20 protein-coding genes are annotated in these 19,931 nt (G+C 59.0%); 2 read left to right on the forward strand and 18 right to left on the reverse strand.

What is annotated here, in order from left to right; genetic code table 11:
• Positions 1-20: 20 nt before the first annotated feature.
• On the reverse strand, positions 21-839 hold the full coding sequence (locus tag BJF91_RS14885; RefSeq protein ID WP_162843871.1) for a GGDEF domain-containing protein: 819 nt from the start codon (positions 837-839) through the stop codon (positions 21-23).
• 350 nt (positions 840-1,189) lie between these two features.
• The gene (locus BJF91_RS14890; protein WP_075615240.1) at positions 1,190-1,729 is read right to left on the reverse strand and encodes a peroxiredoxin; all 540 of its coding nucleotides are present in this window, start codon (positions 1,727-1,729) and stop codon (positions 1,190-1,192) included.
• A 504-nt stretch (positions 1,730-2,233) separates the two neighbouring features.
• On the opposite strand from BJF91_RS14890, the gene BJF91_RS14895 reads away from it, so the two are divergent.
• Positions 2,234-3,469: a glycosyltransferase family 4 protein gene (locus tag BJF91_RS14895; protein WP_075615241.1), complete on the forward strand. Its 1,236-nt coding sequence runs from the start codon at positions 2,234-2,236 to the stop codon at positions 3,467-3,469.
• 108 nt (positions 3,470-3,577) lie between these two features.
• Here BJF91_RS14895 and BJF91_RS14900 read toward each other — a convergent pair whose 3' ends face one another.
• A complete protein-coding gene (locus BJF91_RS14900; RefSeq protein ID WP_075615242.1) occupies positions 3,578-4,519 on the reverse strand; it encodes an ornithine cyclodeaminase family protein in 942 nt (313 codons plus the stop codon).
• A gap of 162 nt (positions 4,520-4,681) precedes the next feature.
• On the opposite strand from BJF91_RS14900, the gene BJF91_RS14905 reads away from it, so the two are divergent.
• Positions 4,682-5,761, forward strand: a complete 1,080-nt coding sequence (locus BJF91_RS14905; RefSeq protein WP_075615243.1) for a site-2 protease family protein — start codon at positions 4,682-4,684, stop codon at positions 5,759-5,761.
• Positions 5,762-5,823: 62 nt separating this feature from the next.
• On the opposite strand, the gene ureC is transcribed toward BJF91_RS14905, so the two are convergent.
• The 15 genes from ureC to urtA all read right to left on the reverse strand — a co-directional run bounded on the left by ureC (position 5,824) and on the right by urtA (position 19,716).
• Positions 5,824-7,536, reverse strand: coding sequence for an urease subunit alpha (ureC, locus tag BJF91_RS14910; RefSeq protein ID WP_075615244.1), 1,713 nt, complete (start codon positions 7,534-7,536; stop codon positions 5,824-5,826).
• A gap of 4 nt (positions 7,537-7,540) precedes the next feature.
• The gene (locus BJF91_RS14915) at positions 7,541-8,185 is read right to left on the reverse strand and encodes a Urease operon accessory protein (protein WP_075615245.1); all 645 of its coding nucleotides are present in this window, start codon (positions 8,183-8,185) and stop codon (positions 7,541-7,543) included.
• A gap of 16 nt (positions 8,186-8,201) precedes the next feature.
• Positions 8,202-8,528, reverse strand: a complete 327-nt coding sequence (locus BJF91_RS14920) for a lysozyme inhibitor LprI family protein (protein WP_234801629.1) — start codon at positions 8,526-8,528, stop codon at positions 8,202-8,204.
• A gap of 79 nt (positions 8,529-8,607) precedes the next feature.
• Complete coding sequence (locus BJF91_RS14925) at positions 8,608-8,913, reverse strand: urease subunit beta (protein WP_075615246.1); 306 nt, start codon at positions 8,911-8,913, stop codon at positions 8,608-8,610.
• Between the two features lie 45 nt (positions 8,914-8,958).
• Complete coding sequence (locus BJF91_RS14930; RefSeq protein WP_075615247.1) at positions 8,959-9,213, reverse strand: DUF1272 domain-containing protein; 255 nt, start codon at positions 9,211-9,213, stop codon at positions 8,959-8,961.
• A 4-nt stretch (positions 9,214-9,217) separates the two neighbouring features.
• Positions 9,218-9,520 (reverse strand): urease subunit gamma, encoded by a 303-nt coding sequence (locus tag BJF91_RS14935; protein WP_075615248.1) that lies wholly within the window; start codon positions 9,518-9,520, stop codon positions 9,218-9,220.
• A 159-nt stretch (positions 9,521-9,679) separates the two neighbouring features.
• Positions 9,680-10,567 (reverse strand): urease accessory protein UreD, encoded by an 888-nt coding sequence (locus BJF91_RS14940; protein WP_075615249.1) that lies wholly within the window; start codon positions 10,565-10,567, stop codon positions 9,680-9,682.
• 183 nt (positions 10,568-10,750) lie between these two features.
• Positions 10,751-11,737, reverse strand: coding sequence for an alpha/beta hydrolase family esterase (locus BJF91_RS14945; RefSeq protein ID WP_075615250.1), 987 nt, complete (start codon positions 11,735-11,737; stop codon positions 10,751-10,753).
• Positions 11,738-11,809: 72 nt separating this feature from the next.
• On the reverse strand, positions 11,810-12,967 hold the full coding sequence (locus BJF91_RS14950; protein ID WP_075615251.1) for an alpha/beta hydrolase family esterase: 1,158 nt from the start codon (positions 12,965-12,967) through the stop codon (positions 11,810-11,812).
• 318 nt (positions 12,968-13,285) lie between these two features.
• The gene (gene urtE / locus BJF91_RS14955) at positions 13,286-13,981 is read right to left on the reverse strand and encodes an urea ABC transporter ATP-binding subunit UrtE (RefSeq protein ID WP_075615252.1); all 696 of its coding nucleotides are present in this window, start codon (positions 13,979-13,981) and stop codon (positions 13,286-13,288) included.
• Positions 13,982-13,994: 13 nt separating this feature from the next.
• Entirely contained in the window at positions 13,995-14,513 is a 519-nt protein-coding gene (locus BJF91_RS14960; protein WP_075615253.1) for a hypothetical protein, read from the reverse strand.
• A 76-nt stretch (positions 14,514-14,589) separates the two neighbouring features.
• Positions 14,590-15,345 carry an urea ABC transporter ATP-binding protein UrtD gene (urtD, locus tag BJF91_RS14965; protein ID WP_075615254.1) on the reverse strand — a complete coding sequence of 252 codons (756 nt, stop codon included), beginning with the start codon at positions 15,343-15,345 and terminating at the stop codon, positions 14,590-14,592.
• Positions 15,346-15,348: 3 nt separating this feature from the next.
• On the reverse strand, positions 15,349-16,500 hold the full coding sequence (gene urtC / locus BJF91_RS14970) for an urea ABC transporter permease subunit UrtC (protein WP_075615255.1): 1,152 nt from the start codon (positions 16,498-16,500) through the stop codon (positions 15,349-15,351).
• Entirely contained in the window at positions 16,497-18,086 is a 1,590-nt protein-coding gene (urtB, locus tag BJF91_RS14975) for an urea ABC transporter permease subunit UrtB (protein ID WP_075615674.1), read from the reverse strand. Before urtB ends, urtC begins: the two co-directional genes overlap by 4 nt.
• Positions 18,087-18,426: 340 nt before the next feature.
• On the reverse strand, positions 18,427-19,716 hold the full coding sequence (gene urtA / locus BJF91_RS14980) for an urea ABC transporter substrate-binding protein (protein ID WP_075615256.1): 1,290 nt from the start codon (positions 19,714-19,716) through the stop codon (positions 18,427-18,429).
• Positions 19,717-19,931 lie beyond the last annotated feature (215 nt).

Below are 19,931 nucleotides of genomic sequence, written 5' to 3' on the forward strand. Positions count from 1 at the left end.
GCAATGCACGCGCCGCGCCTTCAGAAGGCCGGCTGAATTTCCGGGACCAGGGGTAGCGGGTCCTGCAACAGTTCATGCACGATGCAGTTGCGTCCATTGGCCTTGGCGCGGTAGAGCGCCCGGTCCGCGGCGGCATAGACAGCCTCCGGCCGACGCTCCAGCGAAATCTCGGTAACGCCGATCGAGATCGTGGTTGAAATCGGCTTGCCGTCGAATTGCAGGCGCAGATTTTCGATAGCGCGGCGGATCGCCTCGATCCGCTCCAGCCGCTGATTCAGCGTGCCGCCGTGGATGATCAGCCCGAATTCTTCGCCGCCAAGCCGGGCGCTGACATGCGGCGCACTTGCAAAATGACTGAAAATTTCCGCCACCGCGCGAATGACGAAATCGCCGGCGCTATGGCCATAGACATCGTTGATCGCCTTGAAACGATCGAGATCGGCAATGGCAAGCGAGGCATCGTGGAGCGCCCCTTCCATGGCCTCGGCGAAGGCACGGCGGTTGAGCAGGCCAGAAAGGCCATCAATTCGGCTCAGATGCTCATATTTCGCCTTGGCGATGGCAAGGGTGCGGACCTCACGGGCCACGAAGACGCCGTTGACGGTCGTCACGAAGCCACTGATGAGCCAGGTCATGGCAACGCTGAGCTTGACCGCCTCTCCAAGCGGCATCCGGATCAACCCGAACACCCAGAAAGCCGGCAAAAACACAAGCTGAACTGCCAGCGACAAGGCCACGGACGACAGAATAAGAGGCATGACAAAGCTAAAAATATTGCCCCGTAGCGACAAGTCTTCAAAACCCTGACGCAGCGAAAGCCACTTCAATATTCGAATCACCTCTCGGCCCCCTTTTCTGCTTTTCTCTGGGATAGGCCTGTTTTGTGTGTCGTTTCCTAAATCAATGCTTAGAATTTTAGCGACCGCCGCCGCCGGTCATCGCACCGTTTCAGTACACTGGCCCTATGCCGCGATCATCAGGGCAAAGGCAGGGGGACTTATAAAATTTGAAATACAGACGTGAAAAAACCCGGCTCGAGGCCGGGTTTTCGAAAGGTGACGCTGGCAGAGCTCCAACAGTCGTTCTGCCGCATTTCCAAACAGGAAATGGGTTTTCACTTTCCCTGGAAATGCTTTGTTTTCACGCATTTCCGGACGGGAAACCGGTTCCCACTTTCCATGGAAATGCTTTAGGCCGCCTGCTTTGCCTTGAGCTGTTCCAGGATATTCTGCGGCGAGGAAACGCCATAGGGATCGCTGTCGGCGTTGTCGCAATAGCCTTCTTCCTCAAACCACTGCTCGACCACGCCGTCATTGATCACGGCGGCGTAGCGCCAGGAGCGCATACCAAAGCCGAGATTGTCCTTGGAGACGAGCATGCCCATCTTGCGGGTGAATTCGCCGGAGCCATCGGGGATGAGCTTAACGTTTTCAAGGTTCTGCTGCTTGCCCCAGGCATTCATGACAAACGCGTCATTGACCGAAATGCAGTAGATCTCGTCGATGCCGGCGGCCTTGAATTCGCCGTACAGCTTTTCGAAATCCGGCAGCTGGAAGGTCGAGCAGGTCGGGGTGAAGGCACCCGGAAGCGAAAAGAGCACGACCTTCTTGCCCTTGAAATAATCGTCCGAAGTCATGTCCTGCCAACGGAACGGATTTGGCCCGCCCACCTGCTCATCACGAACACGGGTGCGGAAGGTGACGCTGGGCACTTTTCTGCCAATAAGCATCGCTGTTCTCCTTGACTGTCGATGATAGAAGGCAGCCGGTTGCGGCTGCCCGGATCGGGCACCGATTACCCCGGATCGCCTTGCGATGCAGCATGAAATTAATGGAAATGGTGCATCGCATGCCAGACTTGCAATATGCGCATAACAAGATCGACGCATAACGGCGGCAGATCTCGCAGCCAATACCACCTAAAAAAGCCGATTACATCTGCGCTGGAAGATGGCACACCTGCAACGCAACCATGAAAGGTTCACAATCGTACAGTAGTGATCCGTTTCGAGATTAGAGCGTAAGCAAAATGATGCAGGTCACTGTAATCACATAAAAAAACAGAAAAAACAGTCGCTGAAGCATTGCAAAAAACTTTGCCACGTATTTTAATCATGGAATATTCGGTGTTTACAATGTATTAAGCGTGCAACTAGAAGAAGCGTTTATTAGATCGTTCCGATGCCGATTGCCGACAACGATCTTTGGTACCGGGTAGGTTGGAGACGGATACGATGGTGAATGCTGATCAGCAGGCTGGGAAGCCCCAGCCCTTGAATGCTGCAAGCGACAAGCCTCGGCTCTCGGTGCTGGCCCCGACCCGTTATCCCTGGCGTTTCAATTCGCCGCGTCAAAGCCGCCATAACATCGAAAACCGCGATTTCGTGCCGATGAACTACATCTCGCCGAAGCTCGAGGGTATCACGGTTTTTCAGCCCTTGCCGCCGCGCCGTTTCGACCTCATCCACGCCTTCAATCGTATTCCGGTCAGCCCGACGCCATTCCTGATCTCGTTCGAGTCGCACATGCCGCGCGGCTTCGGCATCGAACAATCCACGCTCTACCGCTTCATGACCAGCCGTCTGCTGTCGGACCGTTGCCTTGGCATCGGCGCGATTTCCGAACATGCACGCCGGATCTTCCAGAAGACCCATCGCAACAATCCGGCCTATGAGCGGCTGAACCGCAAGCTGTTCATGCGCTATCCCAATATGGTGATCGAAGATCGGCCCGATACGCTCAACGACAATGGCCAAGGCCCGATCCGTATCGTTTTTGTTGGCAATCACTTCGCCCGCAAGGGTGGCTGCGTCGGCCTGCGCATGGCTGAAATAGCGCTGGAACGCGGCATCGACTTGCAAGTCGACATCGTCTCCAGCATCGAAGTCGGGCCGATGTCCTGGACCGACCCGCTACAGCCCGGCTATTTCGACCGCTACCGCCAGATGCTCTCGCTGCCGAATGTCCGCCATGTACAGAATGTGCCCAACAGCGAGGTGCTGAAAATCCTGCGCAATGCGCATTTCTCGCTGCTGACGACCTTCTGTGACACCTTCGGCTTCAGCGCCATCGAATCCATGGCCAATTACGTGCCCGTCATCGCCACCGCGCAGGGCGCCCTGCCCGAATTCATCAAGCACCGCCAGAACGGCCTGATGCTACCGATGGAAACCACTGATATCGGCGAATGGAAACATATCGCCGACGACCGCACCACGCCGGAATTCGCCGAAGTCCATGCCCGCGAAATCGAGCGCCTGGCCGAGACAAGCCTTGCCGAAATAACCACCCTGATGGCCGACCGTAACGCCTACCAGGCCATGCGTCGGGCTGCTTATGTTACCGCCAAGTCCACCTTCTCGGCGAGCGACGCCAATGAGTTCTGGGACGATTTGTATGTCGAGGCGCTGAACCGCTACCGCACCGGCCAAACGTCTTCGGGAATGGCGCAGAAGCCGTTTTCGGGGTGAGTAAGAGAAGGCACTGGTAATCGTATCGCGCAAGTGGCTCTGTCGACGCAGGAGAGCCATAGAGCATGCCCGGACACAAAGCCGCTCCGCACTTTTGCTGGACATGCTCTAGCTACCTGCTGACTTCTCCAAAAGCCGGTCGAACAGAGCCGACGCGACCGCCACCTCGGTGCCGGCCAGACCGACGGAACAGAACAGGCTCACCTCGTCCGCCGTCTGGCGCCCCGGCACCCTCCCGGCCACGATATCCGAAAGCTCGACTAAGCTCTGCTCCTTGCCCGATCCGTGCAGGAAAAAAGGGGAAGCATAGGCACCGGTCTGCTCCCGAGAGTCGGTGGCGATGACATTGGCTCTACCGACGATATCCAGCGCGAGTTCATGGGCTTTAGCGGTCTTCGGACCGATCGTCGTCACATGTACGCCAGCCTTGAGATCGGAGGCGCTGACAACAGGTATCGGGCTCGATGTGGCGCAGATGACGATGTCAGCATCACCGACAGCCTCGGACACGCTCACCGCTGCCCTCACCTCGATACCGAGGTCGCGCTGCATCTCCTGCGCAAACGCCATTCGATTGGCCTCGTTCCGGCTATAGACCAAGGCGAGATCGAGGCTTCGAACCGCTGCTGCGGCGGCAAGCTGCGTTCTCGCATGCCGGCCGCTGCCGAGCACGGCGGCAATACGCGCCGTTGGCGCGCTAAGGTGCCGGATGGCAACGCCGCCGATTGCCCCAGTGCGGATAGCTCCCAGCCTCTGGCCAAGGACCAGCCCTTTCAGCCTGCCAGTCTCGGCGGACCAGACGGCGACGATCTGCGAATGCTCGTCGCTGTCGAACGTGTCGTAAACCCGGAATCCCGCGACTGGCTGCTCTCCCAGCGTCCCGCCGATGGTGAACACCAGATCCCCGTGCCCGGGAAAGGAGACATTGTGCCTGGGCGGAGACACGGCCTTCCCGCGAGCCTTGGCAAGCAGCACCGCCTCCACCGCGTCGATAGCCAAGGGCATGGACGCATATCCAGCGAGATCTTCATCATGCAAAATGATTGTCATCGCGATAACTCCAGATTGTATAAATGATGAGTAGCGGCGGTCGTGGCGGTGATCAACCGCCCCTTGAGGTCAGAGCAACGCATTGATGCATTGGCAACGGCAGTCGTTGAAAATGGTACGCCGTGATCCATCTCACTCATAATTCAACCACGATGGACCGAGATGGCTTTTTTACTCACCGTCACTTTATCATTCACCATCTCACTGGCCGTCGGCGTCATTCTGCACGAGCTTGGCCACGTCTGCGCTGCATGGCTTGTCCGATTACAGGTTCGAGAGGTCAGAATAGGGATGGGCAAGACCTTTTTTCAGAAAAAGCTTAGACATGGCGATTTTGTTCTGAAGTCATTCCCCATCTGCGGAATGGTCTCTACCTATCTGCCGTTGAAGTCGGAACGTCGCTTGGCAACAATATTTTTTTGTTCAGGCGGGATAATAATGAATACCTTATTATTAATTATTTCTTTCATCGTACTGATGGAATTCCGAGATACAGATATTTTTAATCTCGCTATTTCTTGCAGCATCGCGGTTCAGAGCGCTCTGATAATCAGGAACAGCTTTCCACGGAAAACTATTGTTTACGGAAAGTTTATACCGAACGATGGGCTCGCAATTTCTCATTTAATATTCAATAGGCACGATGAAACACAATTATACAGAAAAATATATTTCGAAAATATCAAATACATCAACAACGAAGAAGAAAATTTCCAGGTTAATGCTGCATCAGAACGAGCGGCCTATCACCTTTATTGGGTTCAGAACGGAAACTTCGACCAGATTGCGCCTCATGTCCATGCCCTACAAAGCGAATTAAAGAATTCCATTTCGAAAATTGAAAAAGTGCTTATACTCGAAACGTTGGTAACAGTCTTTCTGTCTCAGCCCCGCGTAACCAAGCTTGATAAGCTCAATTCCTGGTCTGAAACCGCCCTTTCCTTGCGCCCCGATCTAGATGCCGTGAAGGCGACAAGAGCTTCAGTTCTTATCGAAAGTGACAAGATAGAGGAAGGGCTCAAACTGCTATCGACAGCGGAGGCGCCTGATGCCCTCAATCGGACTTTTATGCTCGCCTATGAGGCTCTCGCATATCACAAGGCGAACGACCGCGACAAAGCAAAGGCATTCTTCAGAACCGCTTTAACTGATTATGACCGGCTTTTCAAAGATAGCCGGCCATATTATCCGCTGCTCCTGCGGATCGGCGCACAGTTGGAGGTCGAGATGCCACCTGCCTGACACAGCAGAGTGAGCTGCGCACCACCTCAGCCGTAGCCTACTCTATTGTTCTTCCTGACAAATCAGAACAAGAAATACCGCTGCGCCATCGGCAGGACTGTTGCCGGTTCGCAGGTCAGGAGTTCGCCATCGGCGCGCACTGCGTAGGTTTCTGGATCGACCTCGATATGCGGCGTCAGGCTGTTATGGATCATCGAGGCCTTGGAAATGCCGCCGCGGGTGTTCTTTACCGCCAGCAATTGCTTGGACACGCCGAGCCGCTGGGCAAGGCCGCCGTCGAGTGCTGCTTGCGAAACGAAGGTGACGGAGGAATTGGTGCGAGCCTTGCCATAGGCTCCGAACATATGACGATAATGCACCGGCTGCGGCGTCGGGATCGAGGCGTTCGGGTCACCCATGGGTGCTGCGGCAATCATACCACCGAGCAGCACCATGTCTGGCTTGACGCCGAAGAAGGCCGGGTTCCAGATGACCAGATCGGCGCGCTTGCCGACCTCGACCGAACCGATCTCATGGCTGAGGCCGTGGGCGATGGCCGGGTTGATGGTGTATTTAGCGATGTAGCGCTTGACGCGCATATTGTCGTTTTCGCCGGTTTCGCTGGGCAGGCGGCCACGCTGGCGCTTCATCTTGTCGGCAGTCTGCCAGGTACGGATCGCGACTTCGCCGACGCGGCCCATGGCCTGGCTGTCGGAGGAGATGATCGAGAAAGCGCCGATATCGTGGAGAATGTCTTCCGCCGCGATGGTTTCCTTGCGGATGCGGCTTTCGGCAAAGGCGATGTCTTCAGGGATCGTCTTGCTGAGGTGATGGCAGACCATCAGCATGTCGAGATGCTCGTCCAATGTGTTGATCGTGTATGGCCGCGTCGGATTGGTCGAGGACGGGATGACATTCTGCTGGCCGCAGATCTTGATGATGTCGGGCGCGTGGCCACCACCGGCACCTTCCGTGTGGAAGGCATGGATGGTGCGGCCCTTGATGGCGCCGACCGTATCCTCAACGAAGCCGCTTTCGTTTAGCGTATCAGTGTGGATCATCACCTGCACGTCGTATTCGTCGGCGACCGACAGGCAGCAATCGATCGCGCCTGGCGTCGTCCCCCAGTCCTCGTGCAGTTTCAATGCGCAGGCACCGCCCAGCACCATTTCCTCCAGCGCGCCCGGCAGCGAGGCATTGCCCTTGCCGGCAAAGGCAAGGTTCATCGGGAAGGCGTCGGCCGCTTCGATCATCCGGGCGATGTGCCAGGGCCCAGGCGTGCAGGTGGTGGCAAGCGTGCCATGCGCCGGGCCGGTGCCGCCGCCCAGCATGCAGGTGAGGCCTGACATCAGCGCTTCCTCGATCTGCTGCGGGCAGATGAAATGGATATGCGCGTCCATGCCGCCGGCGGTGACGATCTTGCCTTCGCCGGCAATCGCCTCCGTGCCCGGACCGACGATAATGTCTACGCCCGGCTGCGTATCCGGGTTGCCGGCCTTGCCGATGGCGACGATGCGTCCGTCCTTCAGGCCGATATCGGCTTTGACGATGCCCCAGTGATCGATGATCAGTGCGTTGGTGATAACGGTATCGACCGCGCCATTGGCACGCGTCACCTGGCTCTGGCCCATGCCGTCGCGGATGACCTTGCCGCCGCCGAATTTCACCTCGTCGCCGTAATGGGTGTAATCCTTCTCCACCTCGACGAACAATTCGGTATCGGCCAGCCGCAGCTTGTCACCGGTCGTCGGGCCGAACATGCTGGCATAGGCAGCGCGAGACATCTTGTAAGGCATGAAATCAGGCTCCTTCGGACAGGGCGGATAGAGAAGAAGGCTCAAGGCGCGTCAGCCGCCCGGCCTCGATATGGGCATTGATGAGTTGCCGTTCTGCCGCGAAGGGATGGCCGCTCCAGCCCTCGTGCGAAAACCCGGCAAGAAAAACGGTATCGCCAGCAAAAGTCGGATCTTGCAGGATATGGCTCACCACCACAAGGCCGCTGCTCGGCACGACATAGGATCCGGGGTCATAGGGGGTGAGCGCAGCCACCGCAGACTCGTGGGTGCTCCCGGGCAGCACGAAATGATCCTTGCCGCCGCTGCGGGCAAAGGCATCGAAATCCTCGGTATGATCCTCGAACAGGTCCTCGAGTTCTGGAAAGTCCTGCAGCACCTCGGGCTTCATCGCCTCGAGCTTTACGGGATCGCGCACGGACCAGATGGCCCCGCTTTCGCTCACGGCCCGGCTGTTGCGCCAGGTGCGGCTACGCAACATTGTCTTTGCCGGTCGACCGGTATTGCAAACCGCGACAATGTCGGTACGTCGGCCTGCCCGACCGAAATTGCGGACATTGTTGAAGCGGATCACCAGATCGGCAGCGTCGATCGCATCCGCAACCTCCTGCGGAACGTCGCCATTGCCAATGATCATAATGCGCCGGGTCATAATGCTTCCGTTCAGATTATGGCTGTTGCGCCACGGATTTCAGTTGCTGTGTCCGAGCCCTGGTCAAGTTCGCCCTGCAGGTGGACATTTCCATGCCATACATGCTGCCGTCAGGTTCGGAGGTCGCCTCGTCTTCGCACTGCTTCTCGAGATGGGCGATCCATGCCCGTTGCGCCTTAAGCAGGGCCTGTTCAGCCCCCTTGCTTGCAGCACCGGAAGCCGCATCCCGCTCGGCCACCACCTTACGGGTGATTTTCCACTGGCGTTCAGGGCCTTGTCCGCCGCTTCGAAATCCGCGACGGCGCAGGCGGTCATGTCGACCTGGGTTTCGGGGTTCTTGCAATCAAGCTCCTGCGCAACAGCCGCCGGCCCAAGACAGAGCGCCAGAGTGAATGCAAGGATGATCCGCCGCGCCAGGACGGTCACAGTGCGCCCATCACCTTCTGGCGGAAGCCGAAGACCTCGCGCTTGCCGGCTAGCGGGATGAGCGTCACCTCGCGGGTCTGGCCCGGCTCGAAGCGCACCGCCGTGCCCGCGGGAATGTCGAGCCGCATGCCGCGCACCTTGTCGCGGTCGAAGGAGAGCCCGGCATTGGTCTCGAAGAAATGATAGTGGCTGCCAACCTGCACCGGTCGGTCGCCGGTGTTCGAGACTTCGATCGTCACGGTCGGCTGGCCGGCATTCAGTTCGATCTCGCCGCTGGCGGCAATCAATTCACCCGGTATCATCTTGGATCTCCCTTGGATCTCGCGGCCAGACGGAGCCTCGGCGGCTCAGGCGGCCCGGCCGGGCTTGCAGCCCTCAGCCTTTAAAATGCGTGTCGTGGACGGCGGATTGTTGACGAGCTTTTCAGCCGGGCGGATAGGCCGGCGCACAAGCTCGCCACCGCAATTTGGGCAGACGCCGGAGAGCACGCCCTCGGCACAGTCAGCACAATAGGTACATTCGAAACTGCAGATCATCGCCTCCCGGCTCTCGGGCGACAGATCGCGATCGCAGCATTCACAGTTTGGCCGAAGCGCCAGCATCGCGTCAGCGGATCGGTTCGTGGACGGTCACCAGCTTGGTGCCATCTGGAAAAGTCGCTTCGACCTGGACGTCATGGATCATTTCGGCAATGCCCTCCATCACCTGGTCACGGGTAATCACATGGGCACCGGCCTCCATCAATTCCGATACGGAACGGCCATCGCGGGCACCCTCGACCACAAAATCGCTGATCAGCGCGATCGCTTCCGGATAGTTCAGCTTGACGCCGCGCTCCAGCCGCCGCCGGGCCACCATGGCCGCCATGGAAATCAGAAGCTTGTCTTTTTCTCTCGGGCTCAGATTCATGGATGCTCCACTGGTCGGCGCGCAGACTTCGTCTGCATCATGGTTTGATCGTTATGGTCGTACTGGAACGCAGTCAGCGATATCCCGGCCGGCCATGCTGTGTGTCTCGCGCAGAACCGATCGACAAAACACCTATACGCTTCGTCAACCCTGCTTGGATTACAGCGTCCAAACTTTTGGCACAGATGCGCCATCGCGCAAGACCGAAATGACCGGGACAACAGACTTTCTCAGGGTAAATCCATCACTGCCGATAAAACGAGCAATCAGCTTGTCATTCCAGACGCTTATGCCGACAAAAACATCTCCGGGCCCCCGGCTTTTGCCGATGCCGCCGCCATGCCCCAGCCGCTCCAAAGCCGCCTTATGCGCTTCCGCTTTCGGCCCGGCATAAATCAGCGTAGCAAAGGCAACATTGCCGCCCAAAACTGCCTGCTCGGCCGCGACATCGGCGACCGCGCCTGACAGCGCCAGATCTTCAGCATGAATAAGCTTGCCGGCACGGCGGATGCGCCAGCGGTCGCGCACCATGCCTTCACGCATCGCCTCGCCCATGGCCTTGCGGCCGAGAAGAATGGCCTCCACGCCGAGGAGTTCAGCATTCTCATGCAGATCGACCTCCAGTCGGCGAGTCAGCGACGCACGGTCAAACAGGATCGATTCCTGCGGCAGCCAGTGCACGCAGGCGCCGTCCCCGACGTTGATGCTGGTTTCGACCAGCGCGGTGTCGGCGGATGCCTTGTAGATCTTCTCACAGGCTTGAGTGGTAAGCGTCAGATGCGTGCCTGGAGCAGCGTTAAAACTCCAACCCATCCGGTCGCCGCCGGTCAGGCCGCCGGAGGAGTTGATCAGCACCGCCTCCATACGCCCGTCGAAACTTTCGGGGATGCGGATCTTGGCGCAGCCATCCTGAAACAGCACGTCGAGGCGGGTGCGCCCACCAAGCAGTTTCGTCTCCAGTCGCCCCCGGCCATTGGCGCGCTGCGGCCGACCGGTGGCCACGACACTCTCCTGCGGCAAGGAGGCCGGCCCGTGATGCACATTCATTCCGCTGGATCTTCCCCTGTTGTGCTCAGAGCATCGCGCCGAAAAACGGAATCGGCGCAATGCTCTAATTTTGATATTCGCATCGGATTTATCCGAAAACCGGTTCCCACTTTTCGGTCCGATGCTCCTCTAACAGTCCGTTCAAGAATTGCCGCTGGCCAGCGGCGATTGTCGGATAGACGGTTACGGCTTTGCTTTGGAAAAGAACTCCCACATCAGATCGGTTGCATTAAAGTCGAAAGAGACTTTGCCGATCACTTTCTGGATCTTCAGGGAGGCCGTGCTGCCCGGCCAGGTATGCCCGGCACCGGACAGGCGGTAGGAGACGATCCGGGTACCCTGTCCGCAGGCGAAACTTTTGGTCTCGACCCGACCCTCAGTGGTGACCGTCGGCGGCTGGCAGGCATCGAGCTCCGCCCAGCGGTTGAGTGCTGCATCGGCGCCATAACCCCAATAGGGCAAGCCCTGGCCAGCGATCGGGTTGATCTTGTCGTCGAGACCGGCGAACGCAATCAGCGAGATCGGCTTTGCCGGCTTGCAGGTTGCGGCATCGGGCACGAAACCGGCGCCTTCTGCCTTCGGCGTGCCGGCGCGCAGGCCGACGACGAGCCCTGCCGCGGCAAACTGGGTGTTTCCGTCGCAGAGGAATTGCGACACCATCCGCCCGCCGCCGGAATAGCCAGTGGCATACATTTTGGCCGGATCGACGCAGAAATTCTCCTCGACCGCCTTCACCACGTCGCGGATATACGCCTCTTCATCGGCATCGCCTTTGGCCACGCCGGGCACGTTCCAGGCGAAATAGCCGGGCCGCTTCATCGGCATCGAGCCTTGCGGCGCAACCGCGATGAAGCCTTCACGCTCGGCAACCCGCTCCCATTCGCTGCGGTCGAGTTGCTCATTGGCATTGCTGTCGGACCCGTGGAAATCGAACACGACAGGCAGCTTGGCTTGGCCGCTATAGCCCGAAGGAATGTAATAGGAAAATACCCGCTCTTGTCCGCCTGACGTCAGGCTCATGTCATAGCGACCGACATCGCGCGGCTGGCCGCAGCCGGCAGCAAAGGCAGCTCCGGTCGAGACGGCCAGAAAGCAGCCGAGGGCTACGGCGAGGCTGACTCCCGCACGATGGAAATTTGAAATTTTACGTTTTGGTTCAAAGATTTGCATGTGACCCTCCCTAGGGAGGATCACGGTAGCAAAACATCAGGCAGAGGCAAATCAAATTGCGCAGCGCGAGCCTTAAAGCGCGTCAGCCGCCATCGGGTTGTCCACAGCAGCGGGCTGTTTCGCCTTGGCCTTCATGGTGACGGAGCAGGCAGGGTTGGTAGCAGCGGCGGTGCCGGTCTTGGTCGCATCGGCACAGACATCCTTGGCGACATTGTCGGCAATCAGACGGCCATCACCGCTATCGAAGAAGGCCCACATGCGCTTTGCCGCATAGACATCCTCGACATTCTTGCCCTTGGCCAGTGTAAAGCCGACCGTTTGCCCCGGCCAGTCATGGGTCTGATCGGCAATCGTGTAGGAGAGGATGCGTGCACCGCCTTTGCAGCGGTCGAATTCGGCGGAGGAAACCTTGACGCCCTTGACGATCTTGCGATTGCCGTCGCAACCATCGAGCGCCGCCCAACGGTTCAGGGCAACTTCACCGCTATACTGCCAATAGGCCTTGCCGCCGCCGACGTAAGGGTTTGTCGTATCCTTCAGACCCCAGAAGGCGATGATCGACACCGGCCGGCCGGGATGACAGCTGGCCGGATCCGGCAGCCACCGGCCCTTGTCTTCGACAGGCACGCCAGCGCGCAGGCTCATGATGAAGCCGGCAGCCGTAAATTCCGTGTTGCCGCTGCAGATATATTGCGACAGCATCCGGCCACCGCCGGAATAGCCTGATGCGTAGATCCGGTCAGGATCGACGCAGAACTTCGCCTTCACCTGGGCCAGCGTATCGCTAAGAAAGGCGACATCGTCGGGGCCATTGCCCTCGGGAGGCGCAACGCTGGAGACAACGCCCGGCACGTTCCAGGCATGCGTGCCCTCGACTTTACCGGACAGGCCACCCTGCGGCGCAACAACGATGAAGCCGTTTTCGCGGGCGACGTCAGGCCATTTGCTGCGGATCATCTGATCACGCGGAAAGCTGTTGGATCCATGCAGATCGAAGACGACAGGCACTTTGGCCTTGCCCGTATAGCCCTGGGGAACGAAAGCAACTGCCGTCCGCTCGACACCGCCGGACATGAATGTCAGGTCCTGCAAGCCTGCCCGGGCGGTGACGCCGCATCCGCCGGCGGCAAACGCGCTGCCGGTCGATGCGAGGATGCAGACAGAGATCAGGGCAAATGCGCGCGCGAAGAATCCCAGCCGCCGCTGGCCGGTCAGTCCATCGAGTGTCATGAAGCCGCCTTCAGTTAGCAACAGAGCATTTCCGGGGAAAGTGGAAACCGGCTTTCCATCTGGAAATGCTCAAAACAAAAACCCAGCGCAGTTCAGTGTCTTCATGAAACACTGGACTGCACTGGGCGGAAAATACCACATGTTCCGTCTGCTTCAACAGAAACATCGCATTTGAAGATCAAGGCTGACCTGCGTCAAACACAAAGCGTGAATATACGATGAACGGCACCGATAGATTTTTATATCAATGAGTTAGGTCAGACTTGCACCGAGGTGTGGCTAGCCTGAATGCGACATTCAGCCACAGTAGGCGCCCGATCAGACCGTCAGATGCCGGCGCGCTTCCACAGTATCGAGTGTCTCGGCGCCGCCCTCATGGACGATTTCGCCGCGATCCATGATGTAGACATGGTCGGCCAGTTCCCGGCAGAAATCCAGATATTGCTCCACCAGCAGGATGGCCATGCCGGTTGAATCCCTGAGATAGCGGATCGCCCGGCCGATATCCTTGATGATCGACGGCTGGATGCCCTCGGTCGGCTCGTCGAGAACCAGGATTTTCGGCCGCGTCACCATGGCCCGGCCGATGGCAAGCTGCTGCTGCTGCCCACCCGAGAGGTCGCCGCCGCGCCGCGACAGCATGGTTTCGAGAATGGGAAACAGGCTGAAGATGTCGTCGGGGATCGACCGGTCCTTGCGCGCCAGCGGCGCAAAGCCGGTTTCCAGATTTTCCTTCACCGACAGCAGCGGAAAGATCTCCCGCCCCTGCGGCACATAACCGATGCCATGCCGGGCCCGGTTGAACGGCGCCATGCCATTCAACACCGCGCCCTCGAAGGCAATGGTCCCTGCCGAGACCGGATGCTGACCGGTGATGGCCCTGAGCAGCGAGCTCTTGCCCACCCCATTGCGCCCCAACACGCAAGTGATCTTGCCCATCGGCGCGGTCAGACTGACGCCGCGTAGCGCCTGGGCCGCACCGTAGTGGAGATTGAGGTTTTCAACTGTCAGCATCGATGTCCCAACTCTATGTCAAAATGGCGAGGCGCAGAGCCTCGATACTTGCGGACTGATCCGGCGTTGGCGGGCCGCAAAGCGCGACCACGTCTTCAGCCATTCCAAACAAATCCCGGCATTCTGCGAATGTCAGGCGTTCGCGCCAGAGGTCCCGAAACCGACGCACGGGATCGGTCGGATTGATCACGCGACGAGCCGCCCATTCGGCGAAAACCAGCACTTCATCCATGTCTCCCTCAGCAATGATGCCGGCCATGCGCTGGCGGATATAGGTATTCGCCTCGGCAAGACTCTGCGGCTTCTCATGCGCGAGGCACAGAAAATATGCGACGGCGGCAATGGCGGGATCGCGGATAGAGGCCAGAGGCGCCGTCTCGGCCGCCATGCGGAACTTTTTCCGCCTGAAGGCACCGCGCATCTTCTGAACGGAATCGATGATTTCACCGCCCGCTTCCCGCATCAACTTCAGCCGCCACCACCACACCGCAGCCCCCGCGGCAACCGTCACCAGAAAGGCAAGAATTGGCATAATGAAACCCCCCAGATATTGAAAAGTCTTTCATAAGCCAAATTCCGTGTCGCAAACAAGAGAGACTGCTGTCCTATTACCGCCCCAGATAATTCTCGATAACCTTCGGATCGCTGGAGACGAAATCGATCGATCCCTCCGCCAGCACCGAGCCTTCCGCCAGACACGTCACCTTGACGCCGAGGTCGCGGATGAAGCCCATGTCGTGCTCGACCACAACGACCGAGCGGGTCTTGGCGATCTCGCGCAGCAGGATGGCCGTTTCGGCGGTTTCTGCATCGGTCATCCCGGCCACGGGCTCGTCGACCAGCAGCAGCTTCGGCTCCTGGGCGAGCAGCATGCCGATTTCCAGCCACTGTTTCTGGCCGTGGCTGAGATTGGCGGCGAGGTCGTCCTTTCGGGCCGTCAGCCGCACGGTCTCCAGGATATTGTCGATCCGCTCGCGGTCCTTTGGCGTCAGCCGGTAGAACAGGGTGGAAAACACGCCGCGCGGCTTGTTGAGCGCCAGTTCCAGATTGTCCCAGACCGTGTGGCTTTCGAACACAGTGGGTTTCTGGAACTTGCGGCCGATGCCGAGCTGGGCGATTTCGGCCTCGTCCTTCTTGGTGAGGTCGATCTTGCCGCCGTCGAAGAACACGTCGCCGCTGTCAGGCCTTGTCTTGCCGGTGATGATGTCCATCATCGTCGTCTTGCCGGCACCGTTCGGGCCGATGATGGCGCGCAACTCGCCTGGCTCGACTACGAAGGACAGGGAGTTCAAGGCTCGAAAGCCGTCGAAGGAGACGCTGACGCCGCTGAGATAAAGAAGTGAATTGGTGGTCTTATCGGCCATGACTTACTCCGCCGCCTGGGGATTGCCATTGATGGTATCGGCCTTTGCGGCCGCTTTGTTCTGACGCCGCCGGGTTACAAACTGGGCAACCGTGCCGACGATGCCCTTGGGCAGGAACAGGGTGACGGCAACGAACAGCCCGCCGAGCGCAAACAGCCAGGCATCCGGGAAGAGGCCGGTAAACACCGTCTTGCCGCCATTCACCAGAACCGCGCCAATGATTGGCCCGATCAGCGTGGCGCGCCCACCGACGGCGGTCCAGATCACCACTTCGATAGAATTGGCCGGCGAGAATTCGCCGGGATTGATGATGCCGACCTGCGGCACGTAGAGCGCACCGGCAACGCCAGCCATCATCGCCGAGACCACGAAGGCAAACAGCTTCATGTTTTCGACCCGGTAGCCGAGAAATCGCGTGCGGCTCTCAGCGTCGCGGATACCGACCAGCACCTTGCCATATTTGGACCGCACGATGCCGGAAACCAGCAGCAGCGAGCCGGCCAGGAACAGCGCCGAGAGCGAAAACAGCGCGGCGCGGGTGCCATCGGCCTGAATGTTGAAGCCGAGGATATCCTTGAAATCGGTCAGGCCATTATTGCCGCCAAAGCCCATGTCGTTGCGGAAGAAGGCGAGCAGCAGCGCATAGGTCATCGCCTGGGTGATGATCGACAGATAAACGCCGTTGACCCTTGAGCGGAAAGCGAACCAGCCGAACACGAAGGCGAGCAGGCCCGGCGCCACCAGCACCATCAGGGCGGCAAACCAGAACATGTCGAAGCCATGCCAGAACCACGGCAGCTCCTTCCAGTTCAGGAACACCATGAAATCGGGCAGGATGGGATCACCATAAGTGCCGCGCGGGCCGATCTGGCGCATCAGATACATGCCCATGGCATAGCCACCCAGCGCGAAGAAAGCGCCATGGCCGAGCGAGAGAATGCCGCAGAAGCCCCAGACCAGATCGAGCGCCAAGGCCAGCATGGCATAGGTCAGGTATTTGCCGAACAGCGCCACCAGATAGGTCGGCATATGCAGGGCGCTGTCGGGGCCAGTCGCAAGGCTCAGCACCGGCACGAGAATGGCAAGCGCAATGAGGATGGCGACGCCGGCAAGCACCTTGCCGTCAAGCGAGCGGAACAGAAATGCCGTGATCATGCTTCCACCGCCCTTCCCTTGAGTGCGAAGAGACCGCGCGGCCGCTTCTGGATGAACAGGATGATGAGAACCAGAACCAGGATCTTACCGAGCACCGCTCCGGCATAGGGTTCGAGGAACTTGTTGACGATCCCAAGCGAAAACGCCCCGACCAGCGTGCCCCAGAGATTGCCGACCCCGCCGAACACAACGACCATGAAACTGTCGATGATGTAGCTTTGTCCGAGGTTCGGAGAGACATTGTCGATCTGGCTGAGCGCCACGCCTGCCATGCCGGCTATGCCGGAGCCGAGCGCGAAGGTGAAGGCATCGACGAAGGGCGTGCGGATACCCATTGATGACGCCATCCGCCGGTTCTGGGTTACGGCGCGCATCTGCAAGCCAAAGGACGAGCGCTTCAGCAGCATCAGCAGCGCGAAGAATACCGACAGCGAGAACACCAGAATCCACAGCCGGTTCCAGGTGATGGTCAAGCCGCCAAGTCCGAAAGAGCCGGACATCCAGGAGGGATTGGCGACCTCTTGGTTGGTCGGGCCGAACAGGCTGCGCACCAACTGCTGCAGCATCAGCGAAATGCCCCAGGTGGCCAGCAGCGTTTCCAGCGGCCGCCCGTAGAGGAAGCGGATGACGCAGCGCTCGATGACCAGGCCGAAGGCACCGGTGACGAGAAAGGCAACCGGCAGGGCAATGGCCAGCGACCAGTCGAACAGCTCAGGCGCATGCGCCCGGATCGCCTGCTGCACGATGAAAGTGCAGTAGGCGCCGAGCATGACCATTTCGCCATGCGCCATGTTGATGATGCCCATGACGCCGAAGGTGATGGCTAAGCCGATCGCAGCCAGCAGCAGCACCGAGCCGAGCGAAATGCCGTAGGTGATGTTCTGCACCGAATTCCACAGCGCAATATCGGCCTGGATCTTGGTGATCGCTGCGTCGATATCGCCCTTCAGCGCCGGATCGGCTGATGGGACGGCGTTGCCGAGAATAGCGACGGCATCCTGGCCGCCAACAGCACGGATCAGCGCGATGGCCGCGCGCTTGTCGTCCAACGGCAGATCGGAGCCGATCACCGAGACGGCACGGGCTTCGGCGAGCAGCTTTTTCACCTCGCCGTCTTTTTCCTTGGCAAGTGCTGTGTCGAGCAGTTCGAGATTGTCCTGCGACGGCGCCTTCAATAGCGCATCGGCGGCCTCCAGCCGCACCGCACGGTCGGGGCTGAGCAGGGTCAGCCCGCCCTGGGCGGCACGGATCGCGCGGCGCAGGCCGTTGTTGATCTTGATCTTGACCAGACCGCCCTTAGCTTCCTTGCCAACCTCGGCGCCGCTCAAGGGATCGATCAGTGTCATCTGGCTACCGGCCGCCTTGCCGATAAACACATTGCCATCGGCCTTGCGCAAATAGAGATCGCCACCGCTCAGCGCCTCAAGCGCGGGCACGAGCTTGAGGTCCCCGGTCTTGCCGAGATCGCCGACGATCTTTTCCGCATCGGTAAAATTGGCGGTGCCGAGCGCTTTGATCAGCGCGGCTGGATCGTCGTCTGCGCGGGCGGGCAAAGCCGCCAAGGCCAGAAACAGCGCGAGGATCATTGCAAAAGCTGGGGCCAGCTTCGGGATGATGATGTCGATCGGTCGAGAAAACATGCCTTGCCCCTTGAAGGTCTGCATCGTGTGGAAAAGAACCCCTCACCCCGCCTCCGCTGCGCTCGGCACCCCTCTCCCCACAAGGGGGAGAGAGACAGTCGCCATCGCTGCGGCACCACAACGTAGTTGTTGAACAGTGAAGTGCGCGGCATTCGTCCTTCTCCCCCTTGTGGGGAGAAGGTGGCGCCCTCATTTCGAAAATAGAGGGGCGGATGAGGGGATTTGCTCCCACCGGAAAAAGCTGCGGATGCTCAAGCACCCGCAGCAAGTTTCAGGCTGGGAGAGATCAGGAACCCTTGCCGCCGCACTTGCCGGTGGCAACGTTGAAGTTGCCGCAGTTCATCGGCATGCGCCAATCGGAGATCAGGTCCTTGCTGTCGGGCAGGAAGTCGGACCATTCGTCGCCGACCACTTCAGGTGTCTGCGAGACGATGTCGAACTGGCCATTTTCCTGGACTTCGCCGATCAGAACCGGCTTGGTGATGTAGTGGCTTGGCATCATCGTGGCATAGCCGCCGGTCAGGTTCGGCACGGAGACGCCGACCAGAGCGTCGATGACCTTGTCCGGCTCGGCGGAACCGGCCTTCTCGACGGCCTTAACCCACATGTTGAAGCCGATATAGGCGGCTTCCATCGGGTCGTTGGTTACGCGCTTGTCGTTCTTGGTGAAGGCATGCCAGGTCTTGATGAATTCGGCATTGATGGGGGTATCAACGCTTTCGAAGTAGTTCCAGGCGGCGAGATGGCCGACCAGCGGCTTGGTGTCGATGCCGGCCAGTTCTTCTTCGCCGACCGAGAATGCCATGACCGGGATGTCTTCGGCCTTGACGCCCTGGTTGCCGAGTTCCTTGTAGAAGGGCACGTTGGCATCGCCGTTGACGGTGGAGATAACGGCGGCCTTCTTGCCGGCCGAACCGAATTTCTTGATCGCGGCCACTTCAGTCTGCCAGTCGGAGAAACCGAACGGCGTGTAGTTGACCATGATGTCTTCCTTCTTCACGCCCTTGGACAGAAGATAGGCTTCGAGAATCTTGTTGGTCGTGCGCGGATAGACATAGTCGGTGCCTTCGAGAACCCAGCGCTTTACGCCTTCGTTCTGCATCAGGTAATCGACGGCGGGAATGGCCTGCTGGTTCGGGGCTGCACCAGTGTAAAACACGTTGCGCTCGCTTTCTTCACCCTCGAACTGCACGGGGTAGAAGAGAACCGAATCCAGTTCCTTGAAAACAGGCAGAACCGACTTGCGCGACACCGAGGTCCAGCAGCCGAACACGGCGGACACCTTGTCCTTGGAGATCAGCTCACGAGCCTTTTCGGCAAACAGCGGCCAGTTGGAAGCCGGGTCGACGACCACGGGCTCAAGCTTCTTGCCGAGAACGCCGCCCTTCTTGTTCTGCTCGTCGATGAGCATCAGCATGGCGTCCTTCAGCGTCGTCTCCGAAATCGCCATCGTGCCGGACAGCGAATGCAGAATGCCGACCTTGATCGTGTCTTCGGCCGCGAACGCACCGTGGAAGGCGGTGGTCGACAGCATGGCGCCCATGAGCGCGGTAGCCAGACGGGTCTTCAGGTTCATTGCAGTTTCCCCTTTTGTCTTACGGTTATTGTGTGGGGAAACTATCGGCTGCTGCGGCGCAAAATCGTATACGTCAATTGACGTAGGCAGCGGTGACGTAAGGCGCCTTACCCCTAAAAAGAAAGGGGTTTATGTTGGAAAAGGCTTCAACCAAGCTGGTAAAAGCTTGATTTTTGACAAATTCGAACCTTATAAACTGATAAAGTGTCTAAAGA

This window comes from Gillisella taibaishanensis, from assembly GCF_001938985.1.
Classification (GTDB): Bacteria; Pseudomonadota; Alphaproteobacteria; order Rhizobiales; family Rhizobiaceae; genus Allorhizobium; species Allorhizobium taibaishanense.

Bases quoted from the DNA above. Each gene is read 5' to 3' on its own strand.
- BJF91_RS14960 (WP_075615253.1), bottom strand. From the start codon at position 14,513: ATGCCAATTCTTGCCTTTCTGGTGACGGTTGCCGCGGGGGCTGCGGTG.
- BJF91_RS14940 (WP_075615249.1), bottom strand. From the start codon at position 10,567: ATGAATGTGCATCACGGGCCGGCCTCCTTGCCGCAGGAGAGTGTCGTG.
- BJF91_RS14895 (WP_075615241.1), top strand. From the start codon at position 2,234: ATGGTGAATGCTGATCAGCAGGCTGGGAAGCCCCAGCCCTTGAATGCT.
- ureC (WP_075615244.1), bottom strand. From the start codon at position 7,536: ATGCCTTACAAGATGTCTCGCGCTGCCTATGCCAGCATGTTCGGCCCG.
- BJF91_RS14890 (WP_075615240.1), bottom strand. From the start codon at position 1,729: ATGCTTATTGGCAGAAAAGTGCCCAGCGTCACCTTCCGCACCCGTGTT.
- BJF91_RS14935 (WP_075615248.1), bottom strand. From the start codon at position 9,520: ATGAATCTGAGCCCGAGAGAAAAAGACAAGCTTCTGATTTCCATGGCG.
- BJF91_RS14900 (WP_075615242.1), bottom strand. From the start codon at position 4,519: ATGACAATCATTTTGCATGATGAAGATCTCGCTGGATATGCGTCCATG.
- BJF91_RS14930 (WP_075615247.1), bottom strand. From the start codon at position 9,213: ATGCTGGCGCTTCGGCCAAACTGTGAATGCTGCGATCGCGATCTGTCG.
- BJF91_RS14925 (WP_075615246.1), bottom strand. From the start codon at position 8,913: ATGATACCGGGTGAATTGATTGCCGCCAGCGGCGAGATCGAACTGAAT.
- urtB (WP_075615674.1), bottom strand. From the start codon at position 18,086: ATGATCCTCGCGCTGTTTCTGGCCTTGGCGGCTTTGCCCGCCCGCGCA.
- BJF91_RS14945 (WP_075615250.1), bottom strand. From the start codon at position 11,737: ATGCAAATCTTTGAACCAAAACGTAAAATTTCAAATTTCCATCGTGCG.
- urtA (WP_075615256.1), bottom strand. From the start codon at position 19,716: ATGAACCTGAAGACCCGTCTGGCTACCGCGCTCATGGGCGCCATGCTG.
- urtE (WP_075615252.1), bottom strand. From the start codon at position 13,981: ATGCTGACAGTTGAAAACCTCAATCTCCACTACGGTGCGGCCCAGGCG.
- urtD (WP_075615254.1), bottom strand. From the start codon at position 15,345: ATGGCCGATAAGACCACCAATTCACTTCTTTATCTCAGCGGCGTCAGC.
- BJF91_RS14950 (WP_075615251.1), bottom strand. From the start codon at position 12,967: ATGACACTCGATGGACTGACCGGCCAGCGGCGGCTGGGATTCTTCGCG.
- BJF91_RS14915 (WP_075615245.1), bottom strand. From the start codon at position 8,185: ATGACCCGGCGCATTATGATCATTGGCAATGGCGACGTTCCGCAGGAG.
- BJF91_RS14905 (WP_075615243.1), top strand. From the start codon at position 4,682: ATGGCTTTTTTACTCACCGTCACTTTATCATTCACCATCTCACTGGCC.
- urtC (WP_075615255.1), bottom strand. From the start codon at position 16,500: ATGATCACGGCATTTCTGTTCCGCTCGCTTGACGGCAAGGTGCTTGCC.